Source organism: Shewanella marina JCM 15074 (assembly GCF_000614975.1).
In the GTDB taxonomy this organism is placed as follows: Bacteria; Pseudomonadota; Gammaproteobacteria; order Enterobacterales; family Shewanellaceae; genus Shewanella; species Shewanella marina.
Window position 1 is genome coordinate 13,233 of sequence record NZ_BALM01000033.1, and the last position, 17,820, is coordinate 31,052.

General features: G+C 41.2%; 11 protein-coding genes and 3 pseudogenes. 8 read left to right on the forward strand and 6 right to left on the reverse strand.

Annotated elements, in window-relative coordinates; translation table 11 throughout:
• On the reverse strand, positions 1 to 534 hold the full coding sequence (hemG, locus tag JCM15074_RS17860) for a menaquinone-dependent protoporphyrinogen IX dehydrogenase (RefSeq protein ID WP_025823003.1): 534 nt from the start codon (positions 532 to 534) through the stop codon (positions 1 to 3).
• Positions 535 to 742: 208 nt separating this feature from the next.
• On the opposite strand from hemG (JCM15074_RS17860), the gene JCM15074_RS17865 reads away from it, so the two are divergent.
• Positions 743 to 1,045: an ArsR/SmtB family transcription factor gene (locus JCM15074_RS17865; RefSeq protein ID WP_025823006.1), complete on the forward strand. Its 303-nt coding sequence runs from the start codon at positions 743 to 745 to the stop codon at positions 1,043 to 1,045.
• A 28-nt stretch (positions 1,046 to 1,073) separates the two neighbouring features.
• Here the strand turns inward: JCM15074_RS17865 and hemG (JCM15074_RS17870) are convergent, their stop codons facing one another.
• From hemG (JCM15074_RS17870) to JCM15074_RS22900, 3 genes and pseudogenes are all read right to left on the reverse strand, one after another.
• Positions 1,074 to 1,610 carry a menaquinone-dependent protoporphyrinogen IX dehydrogenase gene (gene hemG / locus JCM15074_RS17870; RefSeq protein ID WP_025823008.1) on the reverse strand — a complete coding sequence of 179 codons (537 nt, stop codon included), beginning with the start codon at positions 1,608 to 1,610 and terminating at the stop codon, positions 1,074 to 1,076.
• Positions 1,610 to 3,067 carry a TrkH family potassium uptake protein gene (locus JCM15074_RS17875; protein ID WP_025823010.1) on the reverse strand — a complete coding sequence of 486 codons (1,458 nt, stop codon included), beginning with the start codon at positions 3,065 to 3,067 and terminating at the stop codon, positions 1,610 to 1,612. The genes hemG (JCM15074_RS17870) and JCM15074_RS17875 overlap by 1 nt, the downstream gene beginning before the upstream one ends.
• 103 nt (positions 3,068 to 3,170) lie before the next feature.
• Positions 3,171 to 3,787, reverse strand: a pseudogene (locus JCM15074_RS22900) (YigZ family protein).
• A gap of 294 nt (positions 3,788 to 4,081) precedes the next feature.
• Here JCM15074_RS22900 and fadB point away from each other — a divergent pair.
• The 5 genes and pseudogenes from fadB to JCM15074_RS17905 all read left to right on the forward strand — a co-directional run bounded on the left by fadB (position 4,082) and on the right by JCM15074_RS17905 (position 11,529).
• Complete coding sequence (fadB, locus tag JCM15074_RS17885) at positions 4,082 to 6,232, forward strand: fatty acid oxidation complex subunit alpha FadB (RefSeq protein WP_025823012.1); 2,151 nt, start codon at positions 4,082 to 4,084, stop codon at positions 6,230 to 6,232.
• Between the two features lie 17 nt (positions 6,233 to 6,249).
• Positions 6,250 to 7,415: pseudogene (gene fadA, locus JCM15074_RS22905) on the forward strand (acetyl-CoA C-acyltransferase FadA).
• A gap of 139 nt (positions 7,416 to 7,554) precedes the next feature.
• Positions 7,555 to 7,800: a sulfurtransferase TusA gene (gene tusA, locus JCM15074_RS17895; RefSeq protein WP_025823014.1), complete on the forward strand. Its 246-nt coding sequence runs from the start codon at positions 7,555 to 7,557 to the stop codon at positions 7,798 to 7,800.
• Between the two features lie 10 nt (positions 7,801 to 7,810).
• Complete coding sequence (locus JCM15074_RS17900; RefSeq protein ID WP_025823016.1) at positions 7,811 to 8,257, forward strand: MOSC domain-containing protein; 447 nt, start codon at positions 7,811 to 7,813, stop codon at positions 8,255 to 8,257.
• 104 nt (positions 8,258 to 8,361) lie between these two features.
• Complete coding sequence (locus JCM15074_RS17905; protein WP_025823017.1) at positions 8,362 to 11,529, forward strand: amidohydrolase family protein; 3,168 nt, start codon at positions 8,362 to 8,364, stop codon at positions 11,527 to 11,529.
• 48 nt (positions 11,530 to 11,577) lie between these two features.
• Here JCM15074_RS17905 and JCM15074_RS17910 read toward each other — a convergent pair whose 3' ends face one another.
• Positions 11,578 to 12,156: a DNA-3-methyladenine glycosylase I gene (locus JCM15074_RS17910; RefSeq protein WP_037469970.1), complete on the reverse strand. Its 579-nt coding sequence runs from the start codon at positions 12,154 to 12,156 to the stop codon at positions 11,578 to 11,580.
• Positions 12,157 to 12,257: 101 nt separating this feature from the next.
• Here JCM15074_RS17910 and glyQ point away from each other — a divergent pair, with 101 nt between their 5' ends.
• Positions 12,258 to 13,163, forward strand: coding sequence for a glycine--tRNA ligase subunit alpha (gene glyQ / locus JCM15074_RS17915; protein ID WP_025823020.1), 906 nt, complete (start codon positions 12,258 to 12,260; stop codon positions 13,161 to 13,163).
• Positions 13,164 to 13,177: 14 nt separating this feature from the next.
• Positions 13,178 to 15,246: pseudogene (glyS, locus tag JCM15074_RS22910) on the forward strand (glycine--tRNA ligase subunit beta).
• Positions 15,247 to 15,394: 148 nt separating this feature from the next.
• Here glyS and gyrB read toward each other — a convergent pair.
• Positions 15,395 to 17,812, reverse strand: a complete 2,418-nt coding sequence (gyrB, locus tag JCM15074_RS17925; RefSeq protein WP_025823023.1) for a DNA topoisomerase (ATP-hydrolyzing) subunit B — start codon at positions 17,810 to 17,812, stop codon at positions 15,395 to 15,397.
• Positions 17,813 to 17,820: the final 8 nt, after the last annotated feature.

Below are 17,820 nucleotides of genomic sequence, written 5' to 3' on the forward strand. Positions count from 1 at the left end.
CTAGTTCACAAGACCATAAACTTCAGTGGCATAAGCTTTCACATCATCCCAGTCCGTGTAATCAATCACGGACTTGGGATCGGTTGGCCCATCCGTCATCTTCATAATTAACTGAATTGCCAAACGGTCATACCAAGGCCATGATGGATAGTCCACCTTGCCTGCAATAATTTTTAAATGTTGTGGTTGCCAAGGTGATAACTGAATAAACTTTTGTAAATACTTATTATTTTCTAAAATACGCTTTTCAGGTTTACGTGCCACCACATTGACACTAAAGAAACTGTTTGGCCGTTCGCTCAATTGCTGCTGATAGCGTTCAACAAATGCAAAAACCGATTTATCATAACTGCCATAAAGCACACAAGCGCCAACCATAACAGCATCATATTTGTGCCACTCAATTTGTGGGTTATCTTTAATGTTAACCACATCACACTGACCGCCAAGCTCAGTTATTTGAGATGCTATTGTTTGTGCAATCTTAGCGGTATGGCCGCCACGGGAAAAATAAATAACTAAAACTGACTTCATTAAATTATCCACCACAAAAATATATCCAGCTATCTTACCTCATAATAATATAGATTGATTTTAAACATGTGATTTCATCTGCATAGATCAAATTATCTATAATAATTAGCACTAGCTCATAAATTAAAACATTGATATTAAAGATTTATTGCCAACCAATATGCCATTAATTAGTATGTGCTAATAACAACTAATTTGACTGACCCTCATGCAAACTAAAATTAATATTGGTACCCTTTTACCCCACGCTGAAGGCGCTGCAAAATGGTTAAAAGCCATTGCAAACCCTTATCGTTTGATGATTTTATGTCTATTACACGATAGCGAATTGAGCGTAACTGAATTAAATGAATCAGTGCCATTAAGCCAATCTGCGCTTTCTCAGCATCTAGCTGTGCTACGCGCAGAAGATCTAGTATCAACTCGCAAATGCTCACAAGTGGTTTACTACAAACTAAAAAATCAGCAAGTAACCGATGTGATTTCTGTATTGCAACAACGCTATGTATAGCGCTAGCAATAATTAAAAAAACCTGCTCTTAGCAGGTTTTTTTATACGCGAAACTTTGGCCAAACCGTTTAACAGCCGGCCAGTCAGTAAACTCGTAGACCTTTGATATATCTGTCGGCCCTTTGGTCATCCACATAATAAATCTAATCATCATGCGATCAAAAAACCGATATTGGGGATAAGCAATTTTACCCGCAAATACGGCCAGTTGTTGTGGCCGCCATAATGACAACTTTAAAAACTGGTTCATATATGGGTTGGTTTCGGGGGTATTTTTATTAGGCTTACGCGCAACAACATTGACACTAAAAAAAGCATTTTGCTTACTGTCTAGCACTTTACTGTGGGCATTAATAAACTTAAATAATTCAGGTCGATACTTGCCGTAGCGAATGCTAGCCCCTATCAACACTTTATCAAACTCAGCTAAAGCAGGTTGCTCATTCTCCGCTAAATTAACAATACACACCTGCTCACCTAACTCAGTTAAGGTTTGCTGTATTTGTTTGCAAATCGCCAATGTTTGACCATCAACCGTCGAATAAAGAATAAGTGTCTTAAGCATTAGTTCTTCCAGAACGTCGGGGTAAATAACACTAATAAAGTAAATACTTCTAATCGGCCAAATAGCATCGCAATCACTAATACCCATTTCGCACCATCACCAATAGATGCGTAGTTACTTGCCACTTCACCTAGACCGGGGCCCAAGTTATTTAAACAAGCAGCCACCGCACTAAAAGCAGTAATGTTATCGATGCCTAGCGCCATTAACGCCAACATACACAACACAAATACTAAAGTATAGGCAGAGAAAAATCCCCATACCGCATCAACGACCCGATCAGGTAATGCAGTGCTGCCGATCCTAATGGAATACATCGCCCGTGGATGAACTAAGCGTTTTAATTCACGCGAGCCTTGTAATAACAATAGAATCATACGAATCACTTTAATGCCGCCAGCGGTTGAACCACCACAGCCACCAATAAAGCTAGAGAAAATTAACAACATAGGTAAAAATAACGGCCACATATTAAAGCTTTGGGTACCAAACCCCGCCGTTGTAGAAATAGAAACCGCTTGGAATAAAGCATGATCTAAGGTTTGCTCTGGTGTGTCATAAACCCCAGATTTATAAAGTGTTAAAAAGCAAATAGCGGTTAATACAAACTGAATAAGCAATAGCATCTTAAACTCAGCATCACGCCAATAAACTTTTAAATCGATACCACCACGACAAAATGCAGCAAAATGGACACTAAAATTCACAGCCGCAATTAATAGAAATACCACACAAATCATATTAATTGTTGGACTATTAAAATAGCCCATGCTGGCATCATGGGTAGAAAATCCGCCAATCGCAATGGTAGAGAAAGAGTGACAAATGGCATCAAATGCGGTCATACCCGCGAGCCAATATGCTAATGCACAGGCAATGGTTAATGCTAAATAGATATACCAAAGCACCTTGGCAGTTTCTGCAATACGCGGCGTCATTTTGGAGTCTTTTACTGGGCCGGGAATCTCAGCTCGATACAGCTGCATACCACCAATACCCAATACGGGTAAAATAGCTACCGCTAAAACAATGATACCCATACCACCTAACCATTGTAATAAATGGCGATAGAATAAAATTGCTTTAGGCAGGTCGTCTAACCCGACAATGACGGTTGCCCCCGTCGTCGTCAATGCTGAAAATGATTCGAACACACTATCGGTATAACTTAAATCAGGTTGGCTAGAGAAAATAAATGGCAAAGTACCAATGAAACCCAATACCGTCCAAAACAGGGTGACAATTAAAAAACCTTCCCTTGTTCTTAATTCAGCTTTTTGTTGTCGATTGGGATACCACAATATAAAACCAATCACGATACTGACAAAAAATGATTGAATAAATGGCGTACCACCACCGTCCTTATAAATAACGGCAATTAATGCTGGCGGCAGCATAGTAATTGAAAAGAGAGCGATTAATAGCCCTGTAATTCTTATTATCGTTCGATATTGCATTATGCGTTTACGTTTTCCAATGCAGTGCTATATAAGCTAACGGCATGATTGTGAAAATATCCATATAAATAATTATCCATTGTGTCACAAAAAGATCTCAGCCTTAAGCAATATCAAACTCTGCTTGCACTAATCCGTGAGTCATCGTTGCTAACTCTAAGTTAAACTCGATTTGCGCAGCTTTTGCTAATGAGAAAGTAATCGAGATATTTTCAGCAAACTGCTTATCTTCTATTACCGCATCAAACTTCTGCAGTAGATATTCTATATCTCTAAGTTGAGCATAATCACAATCCAGCTTTGCTGGATAACGGATCTGTTTTAATTGCGTGACTAATTGTGTTAAGCCTTGCTTCATGCCCGAAGTATAAGCACGAACCAAACCACCAACCCCAAGCTTAGTGCCACCATAATAACGAATAACAATTGCACCAATTTCGCCAATATTAGCCCCTTGTAAAGTCGCCAACATTGGTCGTCCGGCACTACCCGATGCTCGCCATCATCGCTTGAACCAATATTTATAGAGTCAGTTGGCCGCCCTAATACATAGGCATAACAATAATGAGTGGCTCCAGGATATGTTTGTCTCGCCAATATCATCTGTTGACGAAAACTATCTGCGCTATCACACGCAAATAATAAGGTAATAAAACGACTATGTTTTATCTCTTCTTCAAAAACTAACTCTGTTGCCGGAATTAAATAACTATCACTCAAACCAATCTCATCTTATTTATATCAATTTATGGCGGTATCGAAATATTCGACATGCTACAGATAAGCTTAATCATAGCAAATCCAAGCAGTAGTTTTATATGTATAAACAATGGGGTGACGCATTTGTTAATTAAAATTTAAACAAGTGTTTTAATTGAGTGTTGTAATTTCACTAATTTACAAGCAAACTGGATGATAAGTGGTCAATCGATGACCTAGACTGCTGTAAAAAAGGAAGCCTATTCAATTACGATAAATGTAATGGAATACAACCTAAGCAAAAGGAAGCAAGTAATGATCTACCAAAGCCCTACGATTCAAGTTGAACGACTTGAAGATAACATTGCCCGCTTATGCTTTAACGCATCTGATTCAGTTAATAAGCTCGATCAGGCATCGCTACAAGCATTAAATTCAGCGCTTGATGCTATTAAAGCAACGCCAGAAATAACAGGCTTAGTGCTTACAACAAGCAAAGATAATTTTATTGTTGGTGCAGATATTACCGAATTTCTAGGTTTGTTCGCTGCCGATGATGCGACATTGCAGCAATGGCTAATTGAAGCAAACGACATTTTTAATAAGCTGGAAGATTTACCATTCCCAACAGCATCTGCTATTTCAGGTTTTGCCTTGGGTGGCGGTTGTGAAACCATCTTAGCAACAGATTTCCGTGTTGCTGACACCACCGCCCAAATTGGCTTACCAGAAACTAAACTGGGGATTATTCCAGGCTTTGGTGGCACAGTGCGTTTACCTAGAGTGATTGGTACCGATAACGCATTAGAGTGGATCACTACAGGTAAAAACTATCGAGCCGATGCCGCTTTAAAAGTGGGGGCAGTAGACGCGGTTGTTGCCCCAGCACAGCTTGAACAAAAAACAATTGAACTACTGAAACAAGCAATTGCCGAAAAAATTGATTGGCAATCACGACGAGCCGCAAAACAAGCACCATTAACCCTACCTAAACTTGAAGCATTAATGGCCTTTGCTACCGCTAAAGGCATGGTATTTAAAGTGGCCGGTAAACATTACCCAGCACCAATGGCAGCTATTGATGTGATAGAGCAAGCCGCTAAGTTAGATCGCAGCGGTGCCCTCAAGGTAGAACATGCTGCATTTTTACAAGTGGCTAAAACAGATGTTGCGCAAGCGCTTATTGGTATCTTTTTAAATGACCAAATGGTCAAAGGCCAAGCTAAAAAAGCATCGAAACTGGCACATCCAGTTAATCATGCCGCAGTATTAGGTGCAGGTATTATGGGCGGTGGTATTGCCTACCAAAGTGCCAGTAAAGGCACCCCAATAGTAATGAAAGATATTAACCAAGCTGCACTTGATCTTGGTTTAAATGAAGCCTCAAAGTTGCTAGCGGCACAAATTAAACGTGGCCGTTCCACACCCGACAAAATGGCTAAGGTACTTAATAATATTGTACCGAGCTTAGAATACAATGCCGTTAATCAAGCAGATGTGATTGTTGAAGCCGTTGTTGAACATCCAAAAGTTAAAGCACAGGTTTTAGCTGAGGTTGAACAAGCGGTAGCTGCTGATGCCATTATTGCTTCAAACACTTCAACTATTTCAATTAACTTGCTTGCTAAAAGCTTACAAGATCCAACTCGCTTCTGTGGTATGCACTTCTTCAATCCTGTTCATAAGATGCCATTAGTGGAGGTGATTCGAGGCGAACATAGCACCGATGAAACTATCGCTACCGTTGTTGCTTATGCAAGCAAAATGGGTAAAACCCCTATCGTGGTTAATGACTGCCCAGGCTTCTTTGTTAACCGCGTATTGTTCCCATACTTTGCTGGCTTCAATGGCTTATTAGCTGATGGTGCTGATTTTGCAGCAGTTGATAAAGTGATGGAAAAACAGTTTGGCTGGCCAATGGGCCCTGCTTATCTACTTGATGTAGTGGGACTTGATACAGGTCACCATGCACAAAGCGTAATGGCAGACGGTTTCCCTGAGAGAATGGCTAAACCAGAAAAAGATGCCATTGATATTATGTTTAATGCGGCACGTTTAGGACAAAAGAACGGCAAAGGTTTCTATCAGTATTCAGTTGACCGCCGTGGCAAACCTAAAAAAGAGTTAGATCCTAACAGTTATTCATTACTTGAAGAGGCATTCGGTGCAACCAGACAATTTGGTAGCGATGAGATTATAGCTCGCACTATGATCCCAATGATTATTGAAACAGTACGTTGTCTTGAAGAAGGTATTGTTGCCAGCCCAAGCGAAGCAGATATGGGGCTGGTTTATGGGTTAGGTTTCCCTCCATTTAGAGGTGGTGTATTCCGTTATCTAGATACCATGGGTATTGATAAATTTGTTCAACTTGCCGATCAATACGCACATTTAGGTGCTCTATACCAAGTAACTGATGGTATGCGTCAATTAGCTGCCAACAAGGGTCGTTACTACCCAGCCTAAAGGAAAGGAATAACAAAATGAAACAAGCCGTTATTGTAGATTGCATTCGTACACCGATGGGCCGTTCAAAGGCTGGCGTATTTAGAAATGTACGTGCTGAAACGCTATCAGCAGAATTAATGAAAGGATTATTAAAACGTAACCCGCAACTCGATGCTAACGACATTGAAGATGTGATTTGGGGCTGTGTACAGCAAACCCTAGAACAAGGTTTTAATATTGCACGTAATGCCGCCCTACTTGCTGGCATCCCCAAACAAGCAGGTGCTGTAACCGTTAACCGTTTATGTGGTTCCTCAATGGAAGCCATACACCAAGCAACACGGGCAATTATGACAGGTATGGGCGATACCTTTATTGTCGGTGGTGTGGAACATATGGGTCATGTACCAATGACTCATGGTGTTGATTTTCATCCAGGTCTTGCCAATAACGTTGCAAAAGCATCTGGCATGATGGGCCTAACGGCGAGATGTTAGGCAAAATGCATGGCATTAGCCGTGAGCAACAAGATGCCTTTGCAGTCCGTTCACATCAACGTGCTTATACGGCATCAACTTCAGGTGCATTTGCTGCTGAGATTTATCCAATCGAAGGTCATGATGCAGAAGGCGGATTAATATTGGTTGAACATGATGAAGTCATTCGTCCAGAAACAACCATGGAATCACTTGCTAGCTTACGTCCGGTATTTGATCCCGCTAATGGTACCGTTACCGCAGGTACATCATCAGCACTATCAGATGGCGCTTCAGCCATGTTGGTCATGGAAGAGGAAAAAGCGAAAGCTTTAGGACTGCCAATTCGCGCTCGTATTAAAGCAATGGCAGTTGCAGGTTGTGATGCTGCAATTATGGGTTATGGCCCAGTACCAGCCACTCAAAAAGCATTAGCTCGCGCCGGACTAACCATTGAAGATATGGATGTGATTGAATTAAATGAAGCCTTTGCTGCACAATCACTGCCTTGCGTTAAAGACTTAGGCTTACTTGAAGTTGTTGAAGATAAGGTTAACTTAAATGGTGGTGCCATTGCGTTAGGTCATCCCCTCGGCTGCTCAGGCGCACGTATTTCAACAACGCTAATTAATCTAATGGAAGCTAAAAATGCTAAATATGGTTTAGCGACTATGTGTATCGGTTTAGGCCAAGGCATCGCAACGATCTTCGAACGTGTCGATTAATTGTAAATTTTAAATATGCGCCTTATAAAGCCGTCTTTTATAGACGGTTTTTTATATTGTTCCACGTGGAACATTGCCCCATCGCTATCACTGCAGTAAAATTAGCCAATTGTAATTTAAATCTAATCGCTGAGGATGTATGAGCGAACTTTTTGCAACTGCACAACATGAGCTTGATGCATTAGGACTACGTTGTCCTGAACCCGTTATGATGATCCGCAAAACAGTGCGCCATATGGCTGATGGTGAAACATTACTTATTATTGCAGATGATCCTGCAACCACTCGAGATATTCCGAGTTTTTGTCAATTTATGGATCACACCTTAATTGCCAGTAATACCGAAGTCACCCCTTATCGCTACTTAATAAAGAAAGGATTATAAGGACTCAACTATGCCGACTGTCGCTGCCATTGCTTTTAAAGCAAAGAAAAATGCCCCAATGCAATTACTCAATACTAGCCAAGTCACTTGTGCTAAAGGCATAGTCGGTGACGTTTACGGCAGACCAGGCAAAAGACAAGTGACCTTACTTTCTAAACAACAATGGCAAACGGTCTGTGAGCAAATGGAATTGCCTTTAGTCTGGACGGTTAGACGGGCAAACATCTTAATTGATGATATTATTTTTAGTGCTGAAGATGTCGGCAAACAAGTTCAAATTGGTCAACTCATTTTAGAAATTACAGGTGAAACAGATCCTTGTAATAAAATGGAGTTAGCGTACTCAGGCCTGCGCCAGGCACTAGAACCAGATTGGCGTGGTGGCGTGACTTGCCGAGTGCTTCAAGACGGTGAAATTCATATTGGTGACAAGCTATTATTCAGTAATGCTAGCTAATTAATAAGAAACTAATTGTTACTGACAATCGCTTTATCCTGTCTATAAAATATACAATCCTAACGTTGAAATAATGATTATTTTCAACGACGCTAGGATTGCACATGTTAAAACAACAACTCAAACCGCTATGCGCAGCCATAGCTATGGTATTTACTCCCCTCACTTTTGCCGAATCAGACACCGATAAATGGCAAGTTAACCACCCCGCTAATGCGCCACTAGAACAAATCAAAATCAATGTTAACCAAGGTACTTGGATGAATCTAAGTTTAAGTCCTAATGGTCAACATATTGTGTTTGATTTATTGGGCGATATTTACCAAATCCCAGTTTCAGGTGGAGAAGCTAAAAAACTCGCTTCAGGCATCGCATGGCAAATGCAGCCAACTTATAGCCCTGATGGTCAATACATTGCTTTTACTTCAGATGAGAATGGTGGCGATAATATTTGGGTAATGGCTGCAGATGGGAGTAATCCAAGAGCAGTGACCGATGAGACTTTCAGATTGCTAAACAGTCCAGCTTGGAGTCCAGATTCACAATATTTAGTCGCTCGAAAACACTTTACCGGTTCACGGAGTTTAGGTGCAGGAGAAGTCTGGTTATATCACGTTGCAGGCGGCAAAGGTGTCAAATTAACAGAGCGTCCAAATGAACAAAAAGATTTAGGCGAGCCTGCTTACTCACCAGATGGTCGCTACATCTATTTCAGTCAAGATGCGACGCCCGGCAAAACCTTTCATTATTCTAAAGACTCAGTCAAAGGCATATATAAAATTAAGCGCTACGATACCCAAAGCGGTGAAATTGATATCGTGCTCGAGGGCACTGGCGGTGCCATTAGACCAACCCCAAGTCCAGATGGTAAAAAATTAGCTTTTATCAGGCGTGATGGTTTTCAATCGTCACTTTATTTATTAGATCTCACATCAGGCAAGATTGAACAAATTTACAATCAGCTTGATCGAGATATGCAAGAAACATGGGCAATTCATGGTGTCTATCCAACCATGGCTTGGGATCAAGACAGCGAACAAATTTACTTCTGGGCACAAGGTAAGATCAATAAAATTGATATTACCGATAAACAAGTCAAACAAATCCCCTTCACGGTTAATACCGAGCTAGCCGTACAACCTGCCGTCAGATATGAGCAGAATTTAGATCAAGAAAAATTTGATGTCAAAATGCTACGTATGGCGCAAGTCTCACCTAATGGCAAAATGGTGGTATACGAAGCACTAGGTAAATTATGGTTAAAGTCATTACCTGACGGCAAAATAAAACGCCTTACCAAGTTAAAAGATAATATCAGCGAACTCGACCCTAAATGGTCCCGTGATGGCAAATACATTGTCTATAGCACTTGGAATGATCAAGACCAAGGCAGCCTCAAAATTGTCAGTGTTAGAAATAAGCGCAGCAAAACCATTACCAATGAACTGGGTAAATATATTGAAGCGACCTTCTCACCAGATGGTAACAAAGTGGTCTATCGTAAAGCCAAAGGCGGTTATATCACCCCACCAGAATGGTCGCAAAACCCAGGACTTTACGTTTTAGATTTAGATAAAGAACAACCGATTAAACTCAGTAATCAGGGTAAACAACCTCAATTTGGTGCCGACAATAATCGAGTCTATTTTATCCAGCAAGGTAAAACACCCGAGTTTGCCTCAATCAATTTAACAGGCTTTGAAAAACGGGTTCACTACACAAGCAAGCATGCGACTGAATTCAGAATATCTCCTGATGGTAATCAATTAGCTTTTGCTGAACGCTTTAAAGTATTTGTCACACCATTTGCCAAACATGGTGAAACCATCGATATAGGCCCTAAGGCAAATAACCTTCCCATCACTCAATTAAGTGTTCGTGCCGGTGAAAGTATTAGCTGGCAAGCCAATAATAAAACGCTGTATTGGACCTTAGGACCAGAATTATACCAAGTTGATATCGATGCTAATTACCAAACAAAGCAAGCAGACAAACCGACTATTACCGATATCGGTTTCGAACAATCAGTAGATGTTCCACGTGGAACAATTGCTTTTGTTGGTGGCCAAGTCATCACGATGGATAATGACCAAGTGATTGCTGATGGTGTTGTGGTTGTCACGGATAACAAAATTAGCGCTGTTGGTGCAAAAGCTGATGTCCCTATTCCTAAAGACGCCAAAGTGTATGACATTAGTGGTAAAACCATTATGCCGGGATTATTTGATGCTCATGGTGCCCAAGGCGAAGATGAAATTATCCCGCAGCAAAACTGGAATATGTATGCCGCCATGGCATTAGGGGTAACCAGTATTCACGACCCATCTAATGACACTACAGAAATCTTTGCCGCAGCCGAGCAGCAAAAAGCAGGTAAGATTGCTGCGCCAAGAATCTTCTCAACCGGTACCATTTTATATGGCGCAAATATACCGGGCTATACTTCCCATATTGATAGTTTAGAAGATGCCAAGTTCCATTTAGAACGACTCAAAAAAGTCGGCGCATTCAGTGTTAAAAGCTACAACCAACCAAGACGTAACCAAAGACAGCAAGTTATCGCCGCCGCACGTGAACTCGATATGATGGTCGTCCCTGAAGGCGGAAGCCTATTACAACATAACCTCAGTATGATTGTTGACGGCCATACTGGTATTGAACACTCATTACCTGCAGGCGCTATTTATGATGATATTAAACAATTATGGAGCCAGACCGAAGTCGGCTATACCCCAACCTTAGTCGTGGCTTACGGTGGTATTTCTGGTGAAAACTATTGGTATGATAAAACTGAAGTTTGGGCTCATCCGCGACTATCAAAATATGTACCTGCAGAATTTCTACAGGCTCGTTCAATGCGTCGCCCTAAAGCACCAGATGAACATTACAATCATTTCAATGTCGCGAAAGTGGCAAATGAAGTTAATAAGCTTGGCATAAAACCCAACATTGGCGCTCATGGTCAACGTGAAGGATTAGCCGCTCACTGGGAAATGTGGATGTTTGCCCAAGGTGGTATGAGTAATCTAGAGGTTCTTAAAACAGCAACAATTAACCCAGCAGTTCATTTTGGAATGGATAAGCAGTTAGGTTCAATTAGCCAAGGTAAGCTAGCCGATCTAATTGTGATTGATGGCAATCCACTTAAAGATATTCGTCAGTCAGACAAAGTCGAATACACCATGGTCAACGGAAAATTATATGATGCCGAAACCATGAACTTGCTCAATGGTGAACAAACCAAACGAACTCCATTCTATTTTGAAAAGTAACTCAGTATAAAAACTAAAGGGATGTTCCACGTGGAACATCCCCTTTTTTTATTTATTTGCTACTTTGTTATAGCAATGACAATTCACTAGATGATCATTCACCATCCCCACTGCTTGCATAAATGCATAGCAAATCGTTGGTCCAACGAAAGTGAAACCTAACTTTTTAAGTGCTTTCGACATCGCTTCAGATGCTGGTGTTTGTGTAGGAACTTCGGCCATTGTCTGATACTGATTCATGACAGGTTTGCCATCAACAAAGTCCCATAAGAATTCACTAAAATCGATACCTTGTTGCTGCAGCGCTAAAAAACCTTTGGCATTCTTAATAACAGAATTTACTTTTAATTTATTACGGACAATACCGGTATCTTGCATTAGGCGTTCGATATCCTGTTCAGTAAATAGCACTATTTTAGCCGGTTCAAAATTAGCGTATGCCTGATAATAGTTATCGCGTTTTTTTAAAATTGTATACCAAGAAAGTCCCGCTTGCTGACCATCAAGACAAAGCTTAGCAAACAGATCTTGGCTGTCGTAAATGGGCCGCCCCCATTCATCATCATGATAGGCCTGATATAAAGGATCTTCATTCGTCCAAGGGCATCTTATTATCGTTGTCATCATTGCCACCATTATTTTGGGTATAACTTAAAAAATAACCTACATAAGCCCCTTTCGACAAGGTATAATCAAAGCCATTTTCTATTAACGCCGACACAGTAGACATGACGACTAAGCACGACGTAAAAACATTTCAGGGATTTATTTTAACCCTGCAAGAATACTGGGCGCAGCAAGGTTGCGCAGTTGTTCAACCATTAGATATGGAAGTGGGCGCAGGTACATTCCATCCAATGACTTTCTTACGCTCGATAGGACCAGAGCCGATTGCTAGTGCATACGTACAGCCATCTCGCCGCCCTACCGATGGTCGTTATGGTGAAAACCCAAACCGTCTGCAGCATTACTACCAGTTCCAAGTAATGATCAAACCTTCTCCTGAAAATATGCAGGAGCTTTACCTTGGCTCATTAGAAGCTTTAGGTATTGATACCCAAGTACACGATATCCGTTTCGTGGAAGATAACTGGGAATCTCCAACACTAGGTGCTTGGGGTCTTGGTTGGGAAGTTTGGTTAAATGGTATGGAAGTAACTCAGTTTACTTACTTCCAACAAGTAGGTGGTATTGAGTGTAGCCCTATCACGGGTGAAATCACCTACGGTCTAGAACGTCTTGCTATGTATATCCAAGGCGTAGACAGTGTTTACGATCTTGTATGGACAGATGGCCCATTAGGTAAAACAACCTATGGTGATGTGTTCCATCAAAACGAAGTTGAGCAATCAACTTACAACTTTGAACACGCAGATGTTGAATTCCAATTCCAAGTATTCGACGAATGCGAGAAGATGTGTCAGCACCTACTTTCATTAGAAAAGCCATTACCACTACCTGCATATGAACAAGTAATGAAAGCATCTCACGCCTTCAACTTACTTGATGCTCGCCACGCAATTTCTGTGACAGAACGTCAACGTTATATTCTACGTGTACGTACTATGTCTAAAGGCGTAGCAGAAGCCTACTATCAAGCACGTGAAGCGCTTGGTTTCCCAATGTGTAAGTAATCGAGGTAATAAATATGAATGTAGAAAACTTACTCATCGAAGTGGGAACCGAAGAGTTACCACCAAAAGCATTACGTAAGCTAGCTGAATCATTCTTAGCTAACTTCACTGATGAATTAAACAAAGCAGAATTAAACTATAGCCAAGCCACTTGGTATGCAGCACCTCGCCGCTTAGCATTAAAAGTTGATGGTTTAGTCACAGCACAAGCTGACAAAGTAGTTGAAAAGCGTGGCCCTGCCGTTAACGTTGCTTTTGATGCTGATGGTAATCCTACTAAAGCAGCTCAAGGTTGGGCTCGTGGTAACGGTATTACAGTTGACCAAGCGGAACGTCTAGTCACAGATAAAGGTGAATGGTTACTTTACAATGCAAAAGTAACGGGTGAAGCCACATCTGCACTTATTCCTGCAATGGCACAGCGTGCACTTGATAAACTGCCTATTCCAAAGCCAATGCGTTGGGGTAGTAACAAAACTCAATTTATCCGTCCAGTACATACAATTACTATGTTATTTGGCGATGAGTTAATTGCCGGTGAATTACTCGGTATTGCTTCAGCACGTACTATTCGTGGTCACCGTTTTATGGGTGAAGCAAGCTTTGAACTTGACCATGCAGATAACTATGTAAGCGCCCTACTTGAGCGCGGCAAAGTAATGGTTGATTACGAACAACGTAAAGCAATCATTAAAGCTGACTCAGAAAAAGCGGCGGCACAATTAAATGGTGTAGCAGATATTCAAGAATCACTACTTGAAGAAGTCGCTTCATTAGTTGAATGGCCAGTGGTACTAACCGCAAGCTTTGAAGATAAATTCTTAGAAGTACCGTCAGAAGCTTTGGTTTACACCATGAAGGGTGACCAAAAGTACTTCCCTGTTTTTGCTGCTGATGGTTCACTACTACCTAACTTTATTTTCGTGACCAACATTGAGTCAAAAGACCCAAGCCAAATTATTTCTGGTAACGAAAAAGTAGTTCGTCCACGTCTAGCAGATGCTGAGTTCTTCTTTAATACTGATAAGAAGCACACACTTGAGTCACGTTTAGCGAGCTTAGAAACTGTGGTATTCCAACAGCAGCTAGGTACCTTAAAAGATCGTGTAAATCGTATTTCGGCATTAGCCGCTTATATTGCCGATCAAATTGGTGCAAGTTCTGCTGATGCAGCACGTGCTGGCTTACTGTCTAAAGCAGATCTAATGACGAACATGGTAATGGAGTTCACTGATACTCAAGGTACCATGGGCATGCATTATGCTCGTTTAGATGGTGAGACTGAAGCTGTAGCCGTTGCAATTGAGCAGCAATACAAACCTAAATTCTCTGGCGATACAGTACCTACCGCAGCAACATCTTGTGCAGTAGCATTGGCTGAAAAGTTTGATACCTTAACAGGTATCTTCGGTATTGGTCAGGCACCTAAAGGCGCAGCGATCCATTTGCGCTTCGTCGTGCAGCGATTGGTATTTTACGTATTATTGTAGAAAACAAGCTACCTTTAGATTTAGTTGACCTAATCGCTAAGGCACTTGAACTACATGGTGCAAGCATTAGTAATAACAATGCAGCTGATGAAGTGCTTGAATTCCTAATGGCACGCTTCCGTGCTTGGTACCAAGATAAAGGTATCAGCACTGACGTTATTTTAGCGGTATTAGCTCGTCGTCCAACTAAGCCTGCTGATTTTGATAGTCGCATTCAAGCGGTTGCTCACTTTAGAACACTTGAGCAAGCAACAGCCCTAGCCGCTGCAAATAAGCGTGTATCAAATATTCTAGCCAAAGTTGAAGGCGAGTTAAGCGATCAAGTTGATAGCAGCTTATTACAAGAAGCAGCTGAAATTGCATTAGCTAAAAAGTTAGCTGAACTGCAACCACAACTTGCACCACTATTTGCTAACAGTGATTACCAACAAGCATTAACCTTATTAGCAAGTCTACGTGAAACTGTAGATAACTTCTTTGAAGATGTGATGGTAATGGCTGATGACCAAGCTGTACGAGCTAACCGTTTAGCTATGCTAACTCAGCTACGTAACTTGTTCTTACATATTGCAGATATCTCTTTACTGCAATAATGGCGAATTAACCCCATAAAAACGCACCTTAGGGTGCGTTTTTATGGTAACCATACTATTAAAATAATCATTAATCAGTATTGTTATTGGTTATTTTAAAAACAAAAAAGGAGCTAATTAGCTCCTTTTTATTAGTTTGATAACCTGATTAAACGTCTAAGTTAGCAACGTTCAATGCGTTCGCTTCAATAAAGTCACGACGAGGTTCAACTTGGTCACCCATCAAACAAGTAAATAATTGATCAGCACCAATTGCATCATCAATGGTAACTTGTAGCATGCGACGCGATTCTGGATCCATGGTCGTTTCCCAAAGCTGCTCTGGGTTCATCTCACCAAGACCTTTATAACGTTGGATATACAAACCACGCTTTGATTCAGTCATTAACCAATCAAGAGCTTCAACAAAGGTAGTGATCGATTTAACACGCTCACCACGCTTAACATAACCACCCTCTTCGATTAAACCATCTAATGCTTCCGCTAAGCTAGCAATACGCTCGTAGTCATGAGAACCGAAGAAGTCTGCACCAAATAAATGGTTATGATCAATACCATGCTTACGCATTGTAATCATAGGTAGGTAAACTTGACGTTCAGGGTCAAAATTGGCTACAGCACTATAAAGTACACCACCATTTTCCTGCGCGACTAAGTCAGCCACTAACATTTCACTCCATGCTTGAACAGCCGCTTCATCTTTTAACATTTCAGCAGTCATACGTGGCTGATAAATCATTTGATTTGAAAGCACTTCAGGATACTTTTGCCATAAACGCTCAATACCCGCTTCAACTTCACGGTACTGATATACTAAACGCTCAAGCGCTGCTCCTGACATCGCAGGTGCATCTTGTGATGAATAAACACTACCACCATCTAACGCTAAAGTAGTTAGATATTCAGTTAATGCTTTCTCGTCCTTAATATACTGCTCTTGTTTACCCTTCTTCACTTTGTATAAAGGAGGCTGTGCAATATAGATATAACCACGCTCAATTAGCTCTGGCATTTGACGGAAGAAGAAGGTCAACAGTAGCGTACGAATGTGCGAACCGTCGACGTCAGCATCGGTCATGATGATGATGTTATGGTAACGAGTCTTTTCTGGATCGTACTCATCACGGCCAATACCACAACCAAGAGCAGTAATTAACGTTGCTACTTCTTGCGAAGATAACATCTTGTCAAAACGTGCTTTTTCTACGTTTAAGATCTTACCTTTTAACGGTAAAATAGCTTGGTTTTTACGGTTACGACCTTGTTTAGCACTACCACCCGCAGAGTCACCCTCCACGATGTAAATTTCAGAAAGACCAGGGTCTTTTTCTTGGCAGTCAGCAAGCTTACCAGGTAAGCCACCTAAATCTAACGCGCCTTTACGACGAGTCATTTCTCGTGCTTTACGAGCCGCTTCACGTGCGCGAGCAGCATCAATGATCTTACCCACAATCAGTTTAGCGTCAGCAGGATTTTCAAGTAAGAAATCATTTAACTGCTCACCCATAGTCTGCTCAACGGCAGTCTTCACTTCACTTGAAACGAACTTATCTTTCGTTTGCGAGCTGAACTTAGGATCAGGTACTTTCACGGAAATAACCGCAGTTAAACCTTCACGAGCATCGTCACCTGTTGCGCTGGTTTTACCTTTCTTATTGAAGCCTTCACGCTCCATATAGTTATTAAGGTTACGTGTTAATGCACTACGGAAACCCGCTAAGTGAGTACCACCATCGCGTTGTGGAATGTTGTTAGTGAAGCAATAGATATTCTCTTGGAAACCATCATTCCACTGCATAGCCACTTCGACAGTGATACCATCTTCACGTTCTTGAGTGAAGTGGAACACATCTTTGTTTACTGTGGTCTTATTGCGGTTTAGATAGTCAACGAAAGCACTAATACCACCTTCGTATTGAAAGAACTCATCTTTACCATCACGCTCATCAACAAGTCGAATTCCAACACCTGAGTTAAGGAACGACAGTTCACGTACACGTTTTGCTAAAATTTCAAAGTGGAACAGCACATCAGAAAAGGTTTCTTTACTTGGCCAGAAACGGATTTCAGTACCTGTATGTGTTGAGTCACCAATCTCTTTAATTGGCTCAACAGGTTCACCCATTTGATAAAATTGCTCATACAACTTACCATTACGACGAATAGTAAGTTGTAGTTTTTCAGATAATGCGTTAACTACTGAGACACCAACACCGTGTAAACCGCCTGACACTTTATAAGAGTTGTCATCAAACTTACCACCGGCATGCAGTACCGTCATAATAACCTGCGCAGCTGAAACCCCTTCTTCAGGGTGAATGGCTACAGGAATACCACGACCATCATCTTTTACAGATACTGAGCCATCATGGTGAATAGTAATCACGATATCATTACAGTGACCGGCTAACGCTTCATCGATAGAGTTATCGACTACTTCGAATACCATATGGTGTAAACCCGTACCGTCGTCGGTGTCACCAATGTACATCCCAGGTCTTTTACGTACTGCATCAAGGCCTTTTAATACCTTAATGCTCGAAGAATCGTAACTATTCTCTGACATATTATTCT